This window comes from Sinomonas sp. G460-2, assembly GCF_047759905.1.
In the GTDB taxonomy this organism is placed as follows: Bacteria; Actinomycetota; Actinomycetes; order Actinomycetales; family Micrococcaceae; genus Sinomonas.
On sequence record NZ_JBKZWT010000014.1, the window covers coordinates 1 to 15,275 of the forward strand.

The following is a 15,275-nucleotide window of genomic DNA, read 5'->3' on the forward strand; positions in this document are numbered from 1 at the left end:
CGGGAGGGACGCGACCACGCCAGCAGTGAGCGGCGCGATCACCGTGAACCGCAGGTCGCGCCAGTTGGCGGGGTCGGTCCACCGGACCCGCCACTTCTGATCCAAGAGGGCGTTGCGGCGGGTGCGCTCGTAGCTGAAGCCGTTCCACCAGTACCCGGTGGACATCCGCGTCACCGGCCCGGCCTGCCGATATCCGGCGGGGATGACGGTGGCCGTCCACCTCGCGACGAGGAAGCGGACCATCTGGCAGACCGGGCGGGACAGGGCGACCGTGCCCCCGCACGCCAGCACGACCGGCGCAACCCACGACCACGGGTTTCCCGCCCCCCACCAGATCCCCAGCGCCACGGCGGCGGCCCACACAGCCGGGACCAGCATGCTGATGACCGCCACGACGCATGCCCGGACGAACCCCACGCTGGCGCGCGCCAGCCACGACCCCGGCTGTCTCATGATTCTTCCTTCGCTTTCCGTTCGGTGCTCCCACTGTGCACCATGCGGGGCCCGTTACCCCCTGGATGAGCCGGGAAGTGGGGCTATCCCCACCCACCCGTGGGTCCAGGGGGATGCCGCGTGGGCCGGGCTCTTCCTAGCATCGGTGAGCATGGAAGCCAACAAGCACACTACGACCGCGGCGGCGCTCCTCCACAGCCCCCGCACCCAAGAAGCCTTCGACACGGCGAAGAACAACGTCAAGGTCTACGGCGCACTCAGCGCCGTCGCCCTCCTGACGGTCATCGTGGTGTCGAGCAGCGGTCATATGGTGAACACGTTCATGTGGGTCCGGGCAGCCCTGCTGCCTGTAGTCGCCGTGCTGATCTACGGGATGACCGTCTCCGCTTCTCGGGGATCTCGACGGGCCTTCGAGCGCGTGAGCGCCCTCGCCGTCATCACGCCGATCGCGATCATCGGCGTCGACCTGATGCCGGATGTCTGCCCGCCGTGGTACGCCGTGATGCAGGCCGTCTGCATGCTGCCCATCATCCGAATCGCGTTCATCACCCGCGGCTCCGCAGTGTGCGCCGCCTTCCCCAAGTCACGCTGACCCCGTCACCTCCTGCGTGCTTCCCGAGCTCGAACTGCCCTCGGGCCCGCCCACCCCACTCGATCAACGCAGACAGGCACTACCGCTGTCTCAGCTCACGCCACACTCTCGCCGAAGGACGAGAAAGGGCCCCGCAGCATGTGCTGCAGGGCCCTTGGGGTCTCTCGAGATCAGTGACCGGAGCTCGGCGCCGACTCGATGGCCTCGTGATGGCCGTGTGCGTGCGCGGCCTCGAGCTCGGCCTGAGTGACCGGAGCCACGCGGTCCTCGAAGAACCACTTGGAGAGCTGCGCCCGGCGGCGCTCCCGGCGGTCCACGACGCCCTTCGCGTTCGGCTGAGCCGGCAGGATCTCCGGCGAATCGAAGGTGACGAGGCGGTAGCGCTTGTAGGGATCGAGCGGTGCGTGAACCTCGATGAACTCACCGTGGGGGAGACGCACGATGCGACCCGTCTCACGGCCGTGCAGCGCGATCTCACGGTCCTTGCGCTGCAGACCGAGGGCGATGCGCTTCGTGACGACGAAGGCGATGATCGGGCCGATGAAGAACAGCGCACGCAGCCAATACGTCACGTCGTTGAGCGCCACGTGGAAGTGCGTCGCGATGAGGTCGGAGCTCGCTGCGGCCCACATGACGCAGTAGAACGTGAAGCCAGCCATGCCGATCGCGGTGCGCGTCGGAGCGTTGCGCGGGCGGTCGAGGACGTGGTGCTCGCGCTCGTCCTTCGTGATCCAGCGCTCAATCCACGGGTACGTGAACAGGACCGTGAAGACGATTCCGGCCGGCACCAGCGCGGGGAGGAGGACGTTGAGCGTGAGCGTCTGCTGCCCGAACACCACGAACTCGAAGTGCTGGCGGTAACCGCCGAGGGCGCCGAGGACGCCGGGCATGAGGCGCAAGGCGCCGTCGACCCAACCGATGTACCAGTCGGGCTGCGTACCTGCGGACACGGGGGAGGGGTCATACGGGCCGTAGTTCCAGATCGGGTTGATCGTGAACGCGGCGGCAATCGCAGCGAGCACACCGAAGACGATGAAGAAGAAGCCGCCGGCCTTGGCCGCGTACACCGGCCCGAGCGGGTAGCCGACCACGTTGCGGTCGTTGCGGCCCGGGCCGGGGTACTGCGTGTGCTTGTGCACCACGACGAAGATGAGGTGCAGCGCCACGAGTCCGAGAATCATCGCGGGGATGAGCAAGATGTGGAGCACGTACAGTCGGCCGATGATCGCGTTGCCTGGGAACTCGCCGCCGAACAGGAAGAACGAGATCCACGTGCCGATCACGGGGATCGACTTGATGACGCCGTCGATGATGCGGAGGCCGTTGCCCGAGAGGAGGTCATCGGGGAGCGAGTAGCCCGTGAAGCCCTCTGCCATGCCGAGGATGAGCAGCACGCCACCGATCACCCAGTTGATCTCACGCGGCTTGCGGAAGGCGCCCGTGAAGAACACGCGCAGCATGTGCACGGACATGGCGGCAACGAAGAGCAGCGCGGCCCAGTGGTGCAGCTGGCGCATGAACAGACCGCCGCGGATCTCGAACGAGATGTGCAGCGAGGACTGGTAGGCCACCGACATGTCCATGCCCCGGAGCGGCACGTACGAGCCGTCGTAGGTCGTCTCCGCCATCGACGGGTTGAAGAAGAACGTGAGGAACGTCCCGGAGAGGAGCAGGATGACGAAGCAGTACAGCGCCACCTCGCCGAACATGAACGACCAGTGGTCCGGGAAGATCTTGCGTCCGAACTCCCGGGTGACGCTCGAGAGGCCGGTGCGCTGGTCGACGAAGTCGGCGATACGGCCGACCTTCGTCGGCGGCTGGTAGGTAGGGGTTGCGTTGCTCACGAGTACTCACGCTCCCAGTAGCTCGGTCCAACAGGTTCGTGGAAGTCGGAGGTCGCGACGAGGTACCCGTCCGGGTCGACTTCGATCGGCAGCTGGGGGAGCGGGCGGCTCGCCGGGCCGAAGATCACCTGGCACTCGTGCGTGAGGTCGAACGTCGACTGGTGGCACGGGCACAGGAGGTGGTGGGTCTGCTGCTCGTAGAGGGCCACGGGGCAGCCGACGTGCGTGCAGATCTTGGAGTACGCGACGATGCCGTTGTAGCTCCAGCTCTCGCGACCCTTGGAGATGTTGAGGTCCTCGGGGTTGAGGCGCATGAGAAGCACGACGGCCTTCGCCTTCTCGTTGAGCTTGCCTTCCTTGAGGTCGTTGAGACCCTCCGGGATGACGTGGAACGCCGAGCCGATCGTCACATCCGACGCGCGGATGGGGGTGCCGTCGGGGTCGCGCGTCAGGCGGACCTTCTTGCCCGTCTGCGCATTCGGCGCCCACATCGTGTGGCGCAGCTTGTCGTTGGCGTTCGGGCCGAGGTCGCCGAAGACCGCGAGGGCCGGCAGCGGGGCGAGGGCGAGCGCACCAATGAGGGTGTTGCGGATGAGGGGGCGGCGCTTGATGCCCGTCTCCTCGATGATGTCGTCGACGATGCGGACCGCAGCAGCGCGGTCCTCCTCGGTCCGGACCGCGTGGCGAGCCTCGGAGACCTCGTGATCGGGCATGAGAGCCTTCGCCCAGTGGACGATTCCCGTGCCGATGCCCAGCATGGCAAACGCCGTGCTGAGACCGAGCAGGATGTTCTGGTTCCGAATGGTCTCAATGCTCGAATCGTGCCCAAGCTCGATGGCGAAGTACGAGATCAGGAACACCACGGTTCCGATCGCGGAGATGACGAACAGCGCCGTCACCTGACGCTCGGCGCGCTTCGCGGCCCTGGGGTCGGTGTCAGCCAGGCGCGGGCGGTGCGGCGGGATCCCCGGATCCTCGAACTGCCCCCCGGCCTGACCAGCCGTAGCTACGGTGCCCCCTTGCTGTGGGGCGCCGTCACTAGGGTTGCCCATATTTCCCCTCATCCTTCCTTGGCCCCGGCGGTCCCGGGGACGATATTCAGATCAATGCCGCGAGGCGGCCGAAATTCGTGGCGTTCGCCGGTCAGGACGTCCGCGAGGTGAGCCAGATGGTGAACGCGATGATCACGCCGAGGCCCGCGACCCAGATGAACAGGCCCTCGGACACCGGGCCGAGCGAGCCGAGGTCCGCTCCACCGGGCGAGCCCTGCTTCTGGATGGTCTGGAGGAACGTGATGATGTCGCGCTTGCCCTCGGGAGAGATGTTGGCGTCGCTGAACACCGGCATGTTCTGTGGGCCGGTGACCATGGCCTCGTAGATGTTCTGCGCGGGCACGCCATCGAGCGCCGGCGCGAACTTGCCTCGTGTGAGCGCGCCACCGGCGGCCGCGGCGTTGTGGCACATGGCGCAGTTGACGCGGAACAGCTCGCCACCGTGCGTCGCATCGCCCTTGCCGTCCAGCATGGCCTGATCCGGGAGCGACGGGCCGGCACCAAGCGAGGCCACGTAGGCCGCGAGCTGGCGGGTCTGGTCGGCGTTGAACTGCGCCGGCTTGCGCTGGGCCTGCGGGCCCGACATCTGCATCGGCATGCGGCCCGTGCTCACCTGGAAGTCAGCGGCCGCGGCACCGACGCCCACGAGCGACGGCCCCGATGAGGAACCCTGGCCGCCCATGCCGTGACAGGTCGCGCAGTTCGCGACGAAGAGCTTCTGGCCCTCGCTCACATCAGTGGCGGAGAAGCCGGTGTCAGCCTTGGCCTGATTTGCAGTGCTGGCCACCGAGTAGAGGACGCCTGTCAAGAGGAGGCCCATGACCAGCAGTGCGACCACTGCCAGCGGATGCCGCCGCTTCTGTGAGAGTGCCTTCACGTAATCCGTTCCTATCCGTCTGTTCCGCAGCCCCGAGGGCGCGTGCTCAAAAGTTCTTCTGCCCCGCTGGCAGGTGCCTACCTGAGGACGTAGATGACCAGGAAGAGCCCGATCCACACGACGTCGACGAAGTGCCAGTAATAGGACGTGACGATGGCAGAGGTCGCCTCGTAGTGGCCGAAGCGCTTCGCTGCGAACGCCCGCCCGATGATGAACAGGAAGGCAATGAGGCCGCCGATCACGTGGAGGCCGTGGAAGCCGGTCGTCATGAAGAACGCGGACCCGTAGGCGTTCGCATTGAGCGTGACGTGCTCGGCGGTGAGCATCGTGTACTCGGTGGACTGGCCGGCAACGAAGAAGGCGCCCATGAGGAACGTGAGCACGAACCACTCGACCATGCCCCAACGCAGGAAGTCGAACGCACCGCCGCCCCGTCTCGGCTGGAGACGCTCCGCGGCGAACACACCCATCTGGCACGTGAACGAACTCGCCACGAGGACGATCGTGTTCACGAGCGCGAACGGGAAGTTCAGCTTCTCGGTCTCGGCCCCCCACAGGTCAGGCGAGGCGGCGCGGAGGGAGAAGTACATCGCGAACAGACCGGCGAAGAACATCAGCTCGCTCGAGAGCCACACAACGGTCCCCACAGAGACCATGTTGGGGCGGTTCAGCGTGGGATGTGCCGGGGTTGTCGGGGCATGAGTCGCTGTCGTCACAAGGACATTATGTCTACAAACGGCGGGTTCGCCCAACGCAAACCGCCTCTTCGGGGAAGTTTTTCTACAAACCCTCGAAATTCCGCGGAACTCGGCCGGGGCGTCATCCGTTCGCCCGCAGGCAGGGGGATCGATAGCATCAGGGGGTGACCACTCAGCAACCCGCAGCTACCCTGTCGCCCAGCTGGCGCAGTCTGATCGGAGCGCTCGTCAAGGGCGAGCACCTCACGCGCGAGCAGACCGCGTGGGCCATGGACACGATCATGGGCGGCAACGCGACGGACGCGCAGATCGCGGGCTTCCTGGTAGGACTCAGGGCCAAGGGCGAGACCGTCGAGGAGCTCACGGGGCTCGTCGAGACCATGGTGAGCCGGGCGACGTCCATCTCCGTCTCCGGGGAGAAGCTCGACATCGTCGGCACGGGCGGCGACATGCAGAACACGGTCAACATCTCGACGACGGCGGCCCTCATCTTGGCCGGCGCCGGCGCGAAGGTGGTCAAGCACGGGAACCGGGGGGCGTCGTCGTCGTCCGGGGCCGCCGACGTCCTGGAGGTGCTCGGCGTCCGCCTCGACATGACCGTCGACGAGGTGGTCGCCTCGGCGGAGCAGTGCGGCATCACGTTCTGCTTTGCCCAGGTCTTCCACCCGTCGTTCCGTCACGCCTCGGGACCGCGCAAGGAGCTCGGAATTCCCACTGCGTTCAACGTGCTCGGCCCGCTCACCAACCCGGCCCGCGTCCAGGCCTCCGCGGTCGGCGCGGCCGATGTCCGGATGGCGCCGGTCATCGCGGGCGTCCTTGCCGCCCGGGGGAGCCGGGGACTCGTCTTCCGCGGTGACGACGGCCTCGACGAGCTCACGGTGACGACGACGTCGCGCGTCTGGGAGGTACGCGAGGGAGCGGTTCGGGAGTCCGTCCTCGACCCCGCGGACCTCGGCATCCCGCGTGCAAGCCTCGCCGACCTTCGCGGCGGCGACGCCCAGCACAACGCCGGCGTGGTGCGCAGAGTCCTGGCGGGGGACAAGGGCCCGGTGCGCGACGCCGTCGTCCTTAATGCCGCCGCCGGTCTCGTCGCCTACGACACCTCCGCCAACGGCCCGCTCGTCGAGCGACTCGCCGCAGCGAAGGTGCGCGCAGAGCTGGCCATCGATTCAGGCGCGGCTGAGCGGGCGCTGCAGGCGTGGGTCGAGTTCAGCCGCTCCTGAGCGCCCTGAGGACCTGTTCGAGGCCGATCTACTCGAGGCCGATCGAGAATGCCGCCTCGAGATCGTGCCGCGAATAGGCGCGGAACGCGATGTGGGTGGTCGTCTCCACGACGCCCTCGACCTTCGAGAGGTGATCGGCGACGACGTCGGCGAGATCCTCATGGTGTTGGACGCGCGCGATCGCGATGAGGTCCCAGTCGCCCGTGACCGAGTAGACCTCGCTGATGCCGGGGATGGCCGAGATCTTCTCCGCCGCCTCCGGGATCTTGTCCGAGTCCGTCTGGATGAAGACGAATGCCGTGATCATGGTCCTCCGATCGGTGTGTGCTGCAGCATCCACCCTATAGCGGGAGGACAGCTCTATGCGCGGCGGACGGCCCGGCGGATCAGCCAGGCCACGGCGCGCCAGCCGAGGAACGCAACACCGAGCACGGTCGCCGCGACGATGAGGAACGGCACCGCGAGGCCCGCTCCGGTCGCTCCACGCAGAATCATCCCGATCACGTACGTGCCCAGCCACACCGCGACACCACCCGGCCAGACACGGAGCGGGCGACGGCGGATCGGCGGAAGCGCCCACGCGACGAGGAGCCCCTCAAGGAACGGCCACGCCGTGAGCAGCACCCCGAGAATCGGGTTGCCTTCACTGTGGAACTCGCGCCCGGTTCCCGCGAAGGCGAGGACGACGACGACGTCCCCCACGAGAGCGAGGGCTGACGTTCGGGCGCGGGTGGTCGCCGGAGAGGCATTCGTGGTCATGGTTCAAGCGTACGAGGCGAAACTGGGCGCCCCTGACGACGAATCTCTGGGCCAAGCCCTTCACCCCGGAGCCGCGCCACGGAAGAATCCGAAGGGTTCAGGCCCATCACGACGCACCGAGGAGAAGCCATGCCGGACATTGTCCCCTGCCTGTGGTTCGACACCCAGGCCGAAGAAGCCGCGAACTTCTACGTCTCGATCTTCCCCAACTCGAAGGTCACGAACGTCGACTACTACGGCGAGGCCGGCCCTCGCCCCGCTGGGACCGTCATAACAGCCTCGTTCGAGCTCGACGGGAAGCCGTTCCTCGGGCTCAACGGCGGCCCCGAGTTCACGTTCTCCGAGGCCGTGTCGATGCAAGTGTTCTGTGCCGATCAGGCCGAGGTGGATCACTACTGGGACTCGCTCACCGCCGACGGCGGGCAGGAGAGCCAGTGCGGTTGGCTCAAGGACCGCTTCGGGTTCTCGTGGCAGATCGTGCCGACCCGGCTCACGGAGCTCCTCCAGGATCCGGACCCCGGCCGCGCTCAGCGCGCCATGGGCGCCATGCTGCAGATGAACAAGATCGTCATAGCGGACCTCGAGACCGCAGCGGACTCCGCCAGCTGAGCTGACGCAAAGTTGCGCGCCCGAACTGTCGAAAACCGGCATCCCCGATCGTCCAGTTGGTGAGGGCCAACCACGGCCCCACCGAAACAGGAGGCGAACAGCCATGACGCAGTACCTCATCAGCATGTATCAGCCTGACGGCATCGTGCCGCCGCCCGAAGTCCTCGGGCCCATCATGGAGAAGATCGGGGCGTTCAACGAGGATCTTCAGGCCGCAGGGGCGTGGGTCTTCGGCAATGGGCTCCTCGACCCCTCGTCGGCAACGGTCCTCAAGCTCAATGGCGGCGATGTCCTCGTGACGGACGGACCGTACCTCGAGGGCAAGGAACACCTCGGCGGCTTCGACATCATCGAGTCTCCGGACCTCGACGCGGCTCTCGCGTGGGGGAAGCGGCTCGCTGAGATCACGGGGCTCCCCATCGAGGTGAGGCCGTTCGCCTCCCGACGTGACTGAAGCCCCTACCCCGACAGACTCCGTTGCGGCCGTGTTCCGGGAGGAATACGGTCGCGCGGTGTCCGTCGTGCTGCGCACCACGCACGATCTGGGGCTCGCCGAGGAGGCCGTCCAGGAGGCGTTCGCCGCCGCCTTTCAGCGGTGGCCCGCCGAAGGCCTGCCCGAGCAGCCCGGCGCGTGGATCATCACAACGGCGCGGCGCCGCGCCGTCGACCGTTTTCGGCGGGACGCCGCGCGGGGCGAGAAAGAAGCGCAGGCCGCGCTCCTGCGCACGGAGGCCGAGCCCGAACCGGAAGTCTTCGGCGACGATCGGCTCAAGCTCCTGTTCGCGTGCTGCCATCCCGCCCTCGCCATGCCGGCGCGCGTCGCCCTCGCGCTCCGCGTCCTCGGCGGGCTGACGACGGCGCAGATCGCCGCCGCGTTCCTGGTCCCCGAGGCGACCATGGGCCAGCGGATCTCCCGCGCCAAGGCGAAGATCCGGGACGCCGGGATCCCCTACCGCGTGCCGTCCGCGGGCGAGCTGCCCGAGCGGCTTGCCGGCGTCCTTTCCACGATCTATCTCATCTACAACGAGGGGTACTCCGCCGAGCTCGGCGCCCCGACCGCGCGGACAGGGCTCCGCTCCGAGGCGCTTCGTTTGGCCAGGACAACTTCACGGCTGCTCCCCGAGGAGCCCGAGCCCGCGGGCTTGCTCGCGCTGCTCCTGCTCTCGGAGTCGCGGCGCGAGGCCCGGTCCGGGGCCGACGGTGTGCTCGTGCCGCTCGGCGAACAAGACCGCGGCCGCTGGGACACAGCGCTCATCGCGGAGGGGCTTGCGATTGTTCGGCGATGCCTACAGCTCGGCCGGCTCGGACCGTACCAGCTCCAGGCCGCGATCCAGGCGGTGCACAGCACCGCGCCGTCCACCGAGGCGACCGACTGGCGGCGGATCGTCCGCCTGTACGACCTGCTGCTCGACGTGTCGAGCGGCCCGATCGTGCGCCTGAACCGTGCCGTGGCCGTCGCCGAGTTCGAGGGGCCGGACGCCGCGCTCGAGCTCGTCGACGGCCTCGAGCTGGGTGGATACCACGTGTTCCACGCGGTCCGCGCGGACCTGCTCCGGCGGCTAGGGCGCGTGCACGAGGCGGCGGATGAGTACACCGAGGCGGCTCGGCTCGCGCCCAGCGCGGGGGAGCGGCTTCTGCTCGACGCCCGACGGCGCGCGCTCGGCCAGGTGTGAAGCCTTGGCCCCGGCAGGCCGTTCGGCGGAAGCCAACGCCGACAGGACGACGAGCGCCGTGACCAGCGCCGCCGCGACGTGGGCCACGACGAGGAGGTGAACGTCGGTCTCGCTCGCCGCGGGAGCACTGGCAGGCAAGGGGGCCGGCGAGCCACCGTGATGGTGGCCCGCGGCGGGAAACAGGGGAGCGTTGGCCCCTGCGAGCGCCGCGAACACGAGATGGAGGATCTGCTGCACGAGCGCGCTTCCAAGACCGATGCCCCACGCCGGTAGAGGCAGCCGCGCGGCGGCCGCCGCGCCCAGACTCACGAGGGCCATCAGGGCGAGCACAACCGCGGTGGGCGGTGCTGCACCCCCCGAGGCGATATGTGCGGCGAGCCCGAGAACGACGGCGGCAGGGCCCGCCGTGAGGGCGGCTGCCGCGGAGCGGCGACGGGACCGGCTGCTCGCGTTGATCACGGAAGGCATTCGGAGCGTCGGCCCGGGAGGATTGGCCGGGTAGATTGGTCCCCCGGAGTGAACCTGCAGCGATCTTGTTGAGGCGATCTTGTTAGGCCGACGCGGGAGCTCGGTGGAGGTCGATGAGCAGCGACGCCATCTGGCGAGCACGCTCGGCTGCGTGGGCGTCGCCCTCCGCGGCCGCGACAATCGAGCCCTTGATGAGGATGTGGCACGACCAGGCGAAGTCCTCGGCGTTCCGGAGCCCGGCAGCGCTCGCGAGGGCCGCCATCTGGCTTCGCGTGCGGGCGAGGTAGTCGATGCTCGCTCGGCCGAGCGGATGGTCCGGCCCCATCTCCATCATGACGTGGAGGAAAGAGCTGACCTCGGCGGCGCCCTGCTGGAACCACTCATTGAACACGTCGAAGATCGCGAGGAGGGCCGCATCGCCAGCACCGCCGCGCCGGGCGACCGCGGCTTCGATGGCCGCGCTCCGCGCGTCGTACCATCGCTCGAGGTACGCGAGGGCGAGTTCGTCCTTGGACCTGAAGTGCTTGTAGAAAGTCGCCTTGGCGACGCCGGAACGAGCGATGAGCTCGTCGACGCCGACGTCGCGGATGCCGCGGCGCGCGAACAACTCGTACGACGTGGCGAGGATTCTCTCGTGCGCTCCGACGGCGGGCTTGTGTTCAACGGCTTGAGGCTCCACGGCACCATGATAGGAGCAACCCGCTGTAGACAGAACGCCCTGTCTGCACATAGCGTCCAAGCCATGGCTGGTCCGTCGGGCGGGAGAGCCACCTGTCAGCTGGCGACGGACCGAACGAGGGCATCCAGAATCGGCACTTGGCCGGAGACGAGCCACTCCCGGGCCTCCGGCTCGGCCACCCATTCGGCGCGGTCGATCTCCGGAAAGTCGCGCAGGATCCCGGATCCCTTGGGCCATTCCATCTCGAACGTGTTGCTCCGGACCTCGCGCGGCTCGAAGTGTGCCTCGGCGGCAAAGACGGCGATGATCTTGCCCGACGGTTGGCGGAACTCGCCGAGCGACCGATAGTCCGCGTCCGGCGGGGCGGAACCGATCTCCTCGGAGAACTCCCGCAGGGCGGCGGTGAACGGATCCTCGTCCGCGCCGTACTCGCCCTTCGGAATCGACCACGCGCGCAGGTGCTTGCGCGACCAGAAGGGCCCTCCCATGTGGGCGATCCAGACCTCGAGACCGGCGCCGTCGGTCCAGCGGTAGAGGAGGAGGCCCGCGCTGCGAACGGTCATGAACCTAGGCTACGGCCGCATGCTGCGAGCGAGGGCCGAGGGCGTCAACCCCTGATTGACGATTCGGGATCTTCAGTCCATGCCTGGTCCGTGCGCTTCTATGCCGCGGCGGGTGCGCCGAACCAGGCGGTCAACGCGTGGGGGAGTCCGGGATCCGAGCGAGCCCCAACCCAAACGACGTAGCCGTCGGGTCGGATGAGCACCCCTTCGGGAGCGGCGACCTCACCGAGGACGGGGAGCTCCCAGCATCCGCGGTATACCGCGTCCACCACGTCGACGCGATCGGCCCACGGGGCCATGTCGAGGCCCGCGGTCCCGCCGAAGTCCACGAACACCGGCCGCGCGCTGTGGAGCAGGGCGAACACGTGAACCCGACCCTCCGCGGTGTTCAGCTCGAGATCGGGCATGCGGCGCCCGAGCAGCGGGTGGCCCTCGCCGAGGCCGTCGCGGATGTCGTAGCGAATGTCGAGCCCCGACGACATGGCGGCGAACCGTTTGCGCGGCTCGTCCATGCCCAGCAGCTCATTCAGGAAGCCGCGTAGCGCCTCGATGCGCGCGTCACTCCGGGTGAGTGCGGTCTGTGCCATGGTGCTCTGCAGGACGCGGGCGGCGACCGGGTGGCGCTCGGCCTGATACGTGTCGAGCAGGATTTCCGGCGACGTCCCCTTGACTACCTGGGCGAGCTTCCAGCCGAGGTTGACTGCATCCTGGACGCCAAGATTGAGCCCCTGGCCGCCGACCGGGTAGTGGATGTGCGCGGCGTCGCCCGCGAGCAGGACCCGGCCCTCACGGTAGGACGCCGCCTGCCGGGTCATGTCGGTGAATCGCGAGATCCAGGTTGGGCTGTGCACGCCGAAGTCGGTGCCCCAGACGGAAATGAGGGCGTGGCTCACGTCCTCGAGCGTCGGCGTGAGGGTCTGGCCCACATACTTCTCGCTCACGACCATCCGCACGCGCCTGCCGTCGTCGATCGGGCCGATGGCCTGGGTGCCGTTGTCGTCGTGGCGAACTCCCCATTCGGGCTCGTCCCGCAGCTCCACCTCGGCGATGAGAGAGCTCACGGACGGGTCCCAACCGGGAAAATCGATTCCCGCTCTCTTTCGGATCAGGCTGCGCCCTCCGTCGCAGCCCACAAGATAGGCGGCCCGAAGCGAGCGGCCGCCGGAAAGCTCGACGACCACGCCGCCGTCGTCCGCCGTGAAGCCGAGCACCTCGCAACCGCGCTCGATCCGCACCCCGAGCTCTTCAACCCACTTCGCCAGAATGCGCTCGGAACGGTCTTGCCCCAGCGCGAGGCCGTACGGGTGGCGAGTGGGGAAGTCGCTCAGGTCCAGACGGACTCCCGCGAAGCCCTGGATCTGCATGGTCTGTCCCTCGGAGAGGAATCGATCGGCGATCCCGCGTTGGTCCATGATCTCGATCGTGCGCGCATGAAGCCCGCCCACACGCGATCCCTGCCGCTCTTCGTCCTCGCGCCGCTCAACAATTGCGACATCGACGCCGGCGAGCGCCAACTCGCCAGCCAACATCATCCCAGTGGGGCCCGCGCCGACAATGACCACTGCTGTCTCGTCACCATTCACAGCGAGCATTGTGGACCCACGAGGGGGCCTTGCGGGAAGGCCCCCTCACCCCGATAACCTGAAGGTGGAGAAGTGCTGTGAAGCCTAGCGGTGCCGACGGTACTGCAGTCTTTCGGACGAATGCGCCTAGCGCAGCGTCCTTCGCATGAGCCAGCGGAGGGCGCCACCTGAATGGGCCTTGGTGGGCTGGATGATTTCGAAGCCGTGCGCTCGGAAGAGTTCGGTGGTTCCCACGTAGCCACTCACGACATCGAGATGCTCGCCGGTCGTTTCGGCGGGGTAACCCTCGACGAGTTCGGCCCCTGAAGAGCGGGCATGCTCCACCGCGCCCTCAAGCAGCTCGTGCATCAATCCTCGCTTGCGGTACCCGCTGCGGACCACGAAGCAGACGATGGCCCAGGGATCGGACTCCTCGTCCAGATGCGGAATGGTGTGCGAGTTCAGGAGGCGCCGGTAGCTCGACTTCGGCGCGACGGAGCACCAGCCGGCCACCTCACCGTCGACATAGGCGAGCACTCCCGGTCCTGGCTCGCGCGAGCATTCGTCCCGCATGTGGGCGATGCGACCGGGCATGTCGAGCCGGCCGTCCCGATACGCCATGCACACGCAACCGCCGGCGCCCGGCTTGCGGGGCACCATGAACGAGGCGAAGTCCTCCCATCGCCCGGACGCTGGAAGCACATCTACCGCCATGCGATCAGGGTATCCAACATGGCGCTCGGCGGTGCCGGATCCTAGGCCTCGTCCGACAGGCTGAGCCTCGCGACCGTCTCCGCGTCGGAGCCCAGGCCGGCGCCGGCCTGTTCATGGCGGGCCCGAAGCTCTTCGACGATCGTGGCGTGGCGCGCGTCCGTCAGTTCGTAGAAGAACATGATGGCGCCCGCGGCTGAGCCGAGGACCGCCGGGATCAGTCCGGCGGCGATCTGAATGCCCGTCACCGCCTGCGCGGACTGCACCGCAGAGTGGCCGTCGTAGCCGCCCCAGGCGAGGGCATAGCCAGCGAGGGCGCCGCCGATCGCCTGACCGGTCTTGCGGGTGAAGGAGAAGAGCGAGTAGATGATGCCCTCTGATCGGACCCCTGTCTTCCATTCCCCGTATTCGACCGTGTCAGCCTCGACTGCCCAGACGACGATGCCCACGCCGGACATACCGCCGACCGCGATGACGAAGCCCAGGAACGCGATCCATGGGAGGGATGTGGGGGTGAACATGACCAGCAGGCCACCGACCACACCCACCGCCACGAACACGATGTAGATGGACCGCTTACCGAATTTCGACACGAGCGCGGGGACCCACGCGCTGAGCGCGAGCGTCAGGACGAGCTGGACGATGGAGAGGACAGGAACCAAGTTGAGGCTGTGCAGCGCATCGCGGAAGTAGTAGACCTGCACGGTGGAGAGGGACAGCAGGCCGGAGAGGTAGAGCAGCGAAGAGATGCACAGCATGAGCAGCGGCTTGTTGCCCTTGAGGGTCTGCATGCTCTGCCTGAACGACACCTTCGGCACCTCCCGGACCACGTTCTCGCGGGTGGTGAAGAAGGTGAGGAGGTACAGCGCGACGCCGATGACCATGAAGACGATCGTCAGCGTGGTGAAGATGGGCTGGAGGCTCGTACCCGCCTTGAGCAGGGGAGCGACGAAGACGCCCAGGGCCGTGGAGACGAGGAGGGCGCCGACAGTCCGCGCGGAGGCGAGCTTGGCGCGCTCTTTCGGCCGTTGCGTCATCGCCGAGGCCATCGAGCCGTACGGAATGTTGACGAGCGAATAGGCGAGTCCGAGCGCCGCGTAGGCAATGTACGCGTAGGCGAGCTTCCCGCCCGCACCGATCTCGGGGATGTGGAAGTTCAGGAAGGTCAGGATCATGAGCGGCGCGGAGCCGAACAGGATGAACGGCCTGAACTTCCCCCAGCGCCTCGTGTTGGTACGGTCCACGAGTCGGCCGGCCAGCAGGTCGGAGAACGCGTCGAAGAGCCGAACCACGAGGAAAAGGGTGCCGGCCGCCAGCGCCGGGATGCCAGCGGTGTCGGTGAAATAGACGAGCAGGAACATCGAGGTCGTGGTGAACGCCAGGTTGTTGGCGGCGTCGCCCGCTCCGTAGCCGATGATGCTCGTGAGCGGCAGCCGGTCCTTGCCAGCGCTGCCTGTGCCCGGGGTCTGGGGTGCTGTTGAAGACGTCATTGTCAGGTCCTTGATTCTGGGC

Annotated in this window: 17 protein-coding genes and 1 pseudogene; 5 read left to right on the forward strand and 13 right to left on the reverse strand. The window is 67.7% G+C overall.

Annotated elements, in window-relative coordinates; all coding sequences use genetic code 11:
• Nucleotides 1-453, reverse strand: a pseudogene (locus tag ACLN58_RS03190) (sensor histidine kinase); the annotation flags it as partial.
• Between the two features lie 151 nt (nt 454-604).
• Here ACLN58_RS03190 and ACLN58_RS03195 point away from each other — a divergent pair.
• Nucleotides 605-1,045, forward strand: coding sequence for a hypothetical protein (locus tag ACLN58_RS03195; RefSeq protein WP_415853833.1), 441 nt, complete (start codon nt 605-607; stop codon nt 1,043-1,045).
• 170 nt (nt 1,046-1,215) lie between these two features.
• Here ACLN58_RS03195 and ACLN58_RS03200 read toward each other — a convergent pair whose 3' ends face one another.
• From ACLN58_RS03200 to ACLN58_RS03215, 4 genes are all read right to left on the reverse strand, one after another.
• A complete protein-coding gene (locus ACLN58_RS03200; protein WP_415853834.1) occupies nt 1,216-2,889 on the reverse strand; it encodes a cytochrome b in 1,674 nt (557 codons plus the stop codon).
• Complete coding sequence (locus tag ACLN58_RS03205) at nt 2,886-3,941, reverse strand: Rieske 2Fe-2S domain-containing protein (protein ID WP_415853835.1); 1,056 nt, start codon at nt 3,939-3,941, stop codon at nt 2,886-2,888. Before ACLN58_RS03205 ends, ACLN58_RS03200 begins: the two co-directional genes overlap by 4 nt.
• Before the next feature lie 91 nt (nt 3,942-4,032).
• Entirely contained in the window at nt 4,033-4,818 is a 786-nt protein-coding gene (locus tag ACLN58_RS03210; RefSeq protein WP_415853836.1) for a c-type cytochrome, read from the reverse strand.
• A 77-nt stretch (nt 4,819-4,895) separates the two neighbouring features.
• The gene (locus ACLN58_RS03215) at nt 4,896-5,534 is read right to left on the reverse strand and encodes a cytochrome c oxidase subunit 3 (protein ID WP_415853837.1); all 639 of its coding nucleotides are present in this window, start codon (nt 5,532-5,534) and stop codon (nt 4,896-4,898) included.
• Between the two features lie 146 nt (nt 5,535-5,680).
• Between ACLN58_RS03215 and trpD the strand changes: the two genes are divergently transcribed.
• Nucleotides 5,681-6,739 (forward strand): anthranilate phosphoribosyltransferase, encoded by a 1,059-nt coding sequence (gene trpD, locus ACLN58_RS03220; protein ID WP_415853838.1) that lies wholly within the window; start codon nt 5,681-5,683, stop codon nt 6,737-6,739.
• Nucleotides 6,740-6,767: 28 nt separating this feature from the next.
• Here the strand turns inward: trpD and ACLN58_RS03225 are convergent, their stop codons facing one another.
• Both ACLN58_RS03225 and ACLN58_RS03230 read right to left on the reverse strand, forming a co-directional pair.
• The gene (locus ACLN58_RS03225; protein WP_415853839.1) at nt 6,768-7,046 is read right to left on the reverse strand and encodes an Lrp/AsnC family transcriptional regulator; all 279 of its coding nucleotides are present in this window, start codon (nt 7,044-7,046) and stop codon (nt 6,768-6,770) included.
• Nucleotides 7,047-7,099: 53 nt separating this feature from the next.
• Entirely contained in the window at nt 7,100-7,498 is a 399-nt protein-coding gene (locus tag ACLN58_RS03230) for a DUF3054 domain-containing protein (RefSeq protein ID WP_415853840.1), read from the reverse strand.
• A gap of 129 nt (nt 7,499-7,627) precedes the next feature.
• On the opposite strand from ACLN58_RS03230, the gene ACLN58_RS03235 reads away from it, so the two are divergent.
• The 3 genes from ACLN58_RS03235 to ACLN58_RS03245 all read left to right on the forward strand — a co-directional run bounded on the left by ACLN58_RS03235 (nt 7,628) and on the right by ACLN58_RS03245 (nt 9,780).
• Nucleotides 7,628-8,107 carry a VOC family protein gene (locus tag ACLN58_RS03235; RefSeq protein WP_415853841.1) on the forward strand — a complete coding sequence of 160 codons (480 nt, stop codon included), beginning with the start codon at nt 7,628-7,630 and terminating at the stop codon, nt 8,105-8,107.
• Nucleotides 8,108-8,210: 103 nt separating this feature from the next.
• Entirely contained in the window at nt 8,211-8,561 is a 351-nt protein-coding gene (locus ACLN58_RS03240) for a YciI family protein (protein ID WP_415853842.1), read from the forward strand.
• Nucleotides 8,554-9,780 (forward strand): RNA polymerase sigma factor, encoded by a 1,227-nt coding sequence (locus ACLN58_RS03245; protein WP_415853843.1) that lies wholly within the window; start codon nt 8,554-8,556, stop codon nt 9,778-9,780. The genes ACLN58_RS03240 and ACLN58_RS03245 overlap by 8 nt, the downstream gene beginning before the upstream one ends.
• On the opposite strand, the gene ACLN58_RS03250 is transcribed toward ACLN58_RS03245, so the two are convergent.
• From ACLN58_RS03250 to uidB, 6 genes are all read right to left on the reverse strand, one after another.
• Nucleotides 9,667-10,239, reverse strand: a complete 573-nt coding sequence (locus tag ACLN58_RS03250; RefSeq protein ID WP_415853844.1) for a hypothetical protein — start codon at nt 10,237-10,239, stop codon at nt 9,667-9,669. The two genes, ACLN58_RS03245 and ACLN58_RS03250, sit on opposite strands and share 114 nt — an antisense overlap.
• Before the next feature lie 91 nt (nt 10,240-10,330).
• Nucleotides 10,331-10,927 (reverse strand): TetR/AcrR family transcriptional regulator, encoded by a 597-nt coding sequence (locus tag ACLN58_RS03255; protein ID WP_415853845.1) that lies wholly within the window; start codon nt 10,925-10,927, stop codon nt 10,331-10,333.
• A 95-nt stretch (nt 10,928-11,022) separates the two neighbouring features.
• Nucleotides 11,023-11,490 carry an NUDIX domain-containing protein gene (locus ACLN58_RS03260; RefSeq protein ID WP_415853846.1) on the reverse strand — a complete coding sequence of 156 codons (468 nt, stop codon included), beginning with the start codon at nt 11,488-11,490 and terminating at the stop codon, nt 11,023-11,025.
• Between the two features lie 98 nt (nt 11,491-11,588).
• Nucleotides 11,589-13,073, reverse strand: a complete 1,485-nt coding sequence (locus ACLN58_RS03265) for an FAD-dependent monooxygenase (RefSeq protein ID WP_415853847.1) — start codon at nt 13,071-13,073, stop codon at nt 11,589-11,591.
• Between the two features lie 126 nt (nt 13,074-13,199).
• On the reverse strand, nt 13,200-13,766 hold the full coding sequence (locus ACLN58_RS03270; protein WP_415853848.1) for a GNAT family N-acetyltransferase: 567 nt from the start codon (nt 13,764-13,766) through the stop codon (nt 13,200-13,202).
• A gap of 41 nt (nt 13,767-13,807) precedes the next feature.
• Complete coding sequence (gene uidB / locus ACLN58_RS03275; protein WP_415853849.1) at nt 13,808-15,253, reverse strand: glucuronide transporter; 1,446 nt, start codon at nt 15,251-15,253, stop codon at nt 13,808-13,810.
• Nucleotides 15,254-15,275 lie beyond the last annotated feature (22 nt).

What these genes read in the sequence shown, in the direction of transcription:
- ACLN58_RS03195 (WP_415853833.1), top strand. Translation starts at nt 605, where the DNA reads ATGGAAGCCAACAAGCACACTACGACCGCGGCGGCGCTCCTCCACAGC.
- ACLN58_RS03205 (WP_415853835.1), bottom strand. Translation starts at nt 3,941, where the DNA reads ATGGGCAACCCTAGTGACGGCGCCCCACAGCAAGGGGGCACCGTAGCT.
- ACLN58_RS03225 (WP_415853839.1), bottom strand. Translation starts at nt 7,046, where the DNA reads ATGATCACGGCATTCGTCTTCATCCAGACGGACTCGGACAAGATCCCG.
- ACLN58_RS03230 (WP_415853840.1), bottom strand. Translation starts at nt 7,498, where the DNA reads ATGACCACGAATGCCTCTCCGGCGACCACCCGCGCCCGAACGTCAGCC.
- ACLN58_RS03235 (WP_415853841.1), top strand. Translation starts at nt 7,628, where the DNA reads ATGCCGGACATTGTCCCCTGCCTGTGGTTCGACACCCAGGCCGAAGAA.
- ACLN58_RS03240 (WP_415853842.1), top strand. Translation starts at nt 8,211, where the DNA reads ATGACGCAGTACCTCATCAGCATGTATCAGCCTGACGGCATCGTGCCG.
- ACLN58_RS03260 (WP_415853846.1), bottom strand. Translation starts at nt 11,490, where the DNA reads ATGACCGTTCGCAGCGCGGGCCTCCTCCTCTACCGCTGGACCGACGGC.
- ACLN58_RS03270 (WP_415853848.1), bottom strand. Translation starts at nt 13,766, where the DNA reads ATGGCGGTAGATGTGCTTCCAGCGTCCGGGCGATGGGAGGACTTCGCC.
- uidB (WP_415853849.1), bottom strand. Translation starts at nt 15,253, where the DNA reads ATGACGTCTTCAACAGCACCCCAGACCCCGGGCACAGGCAGCGCTGGC.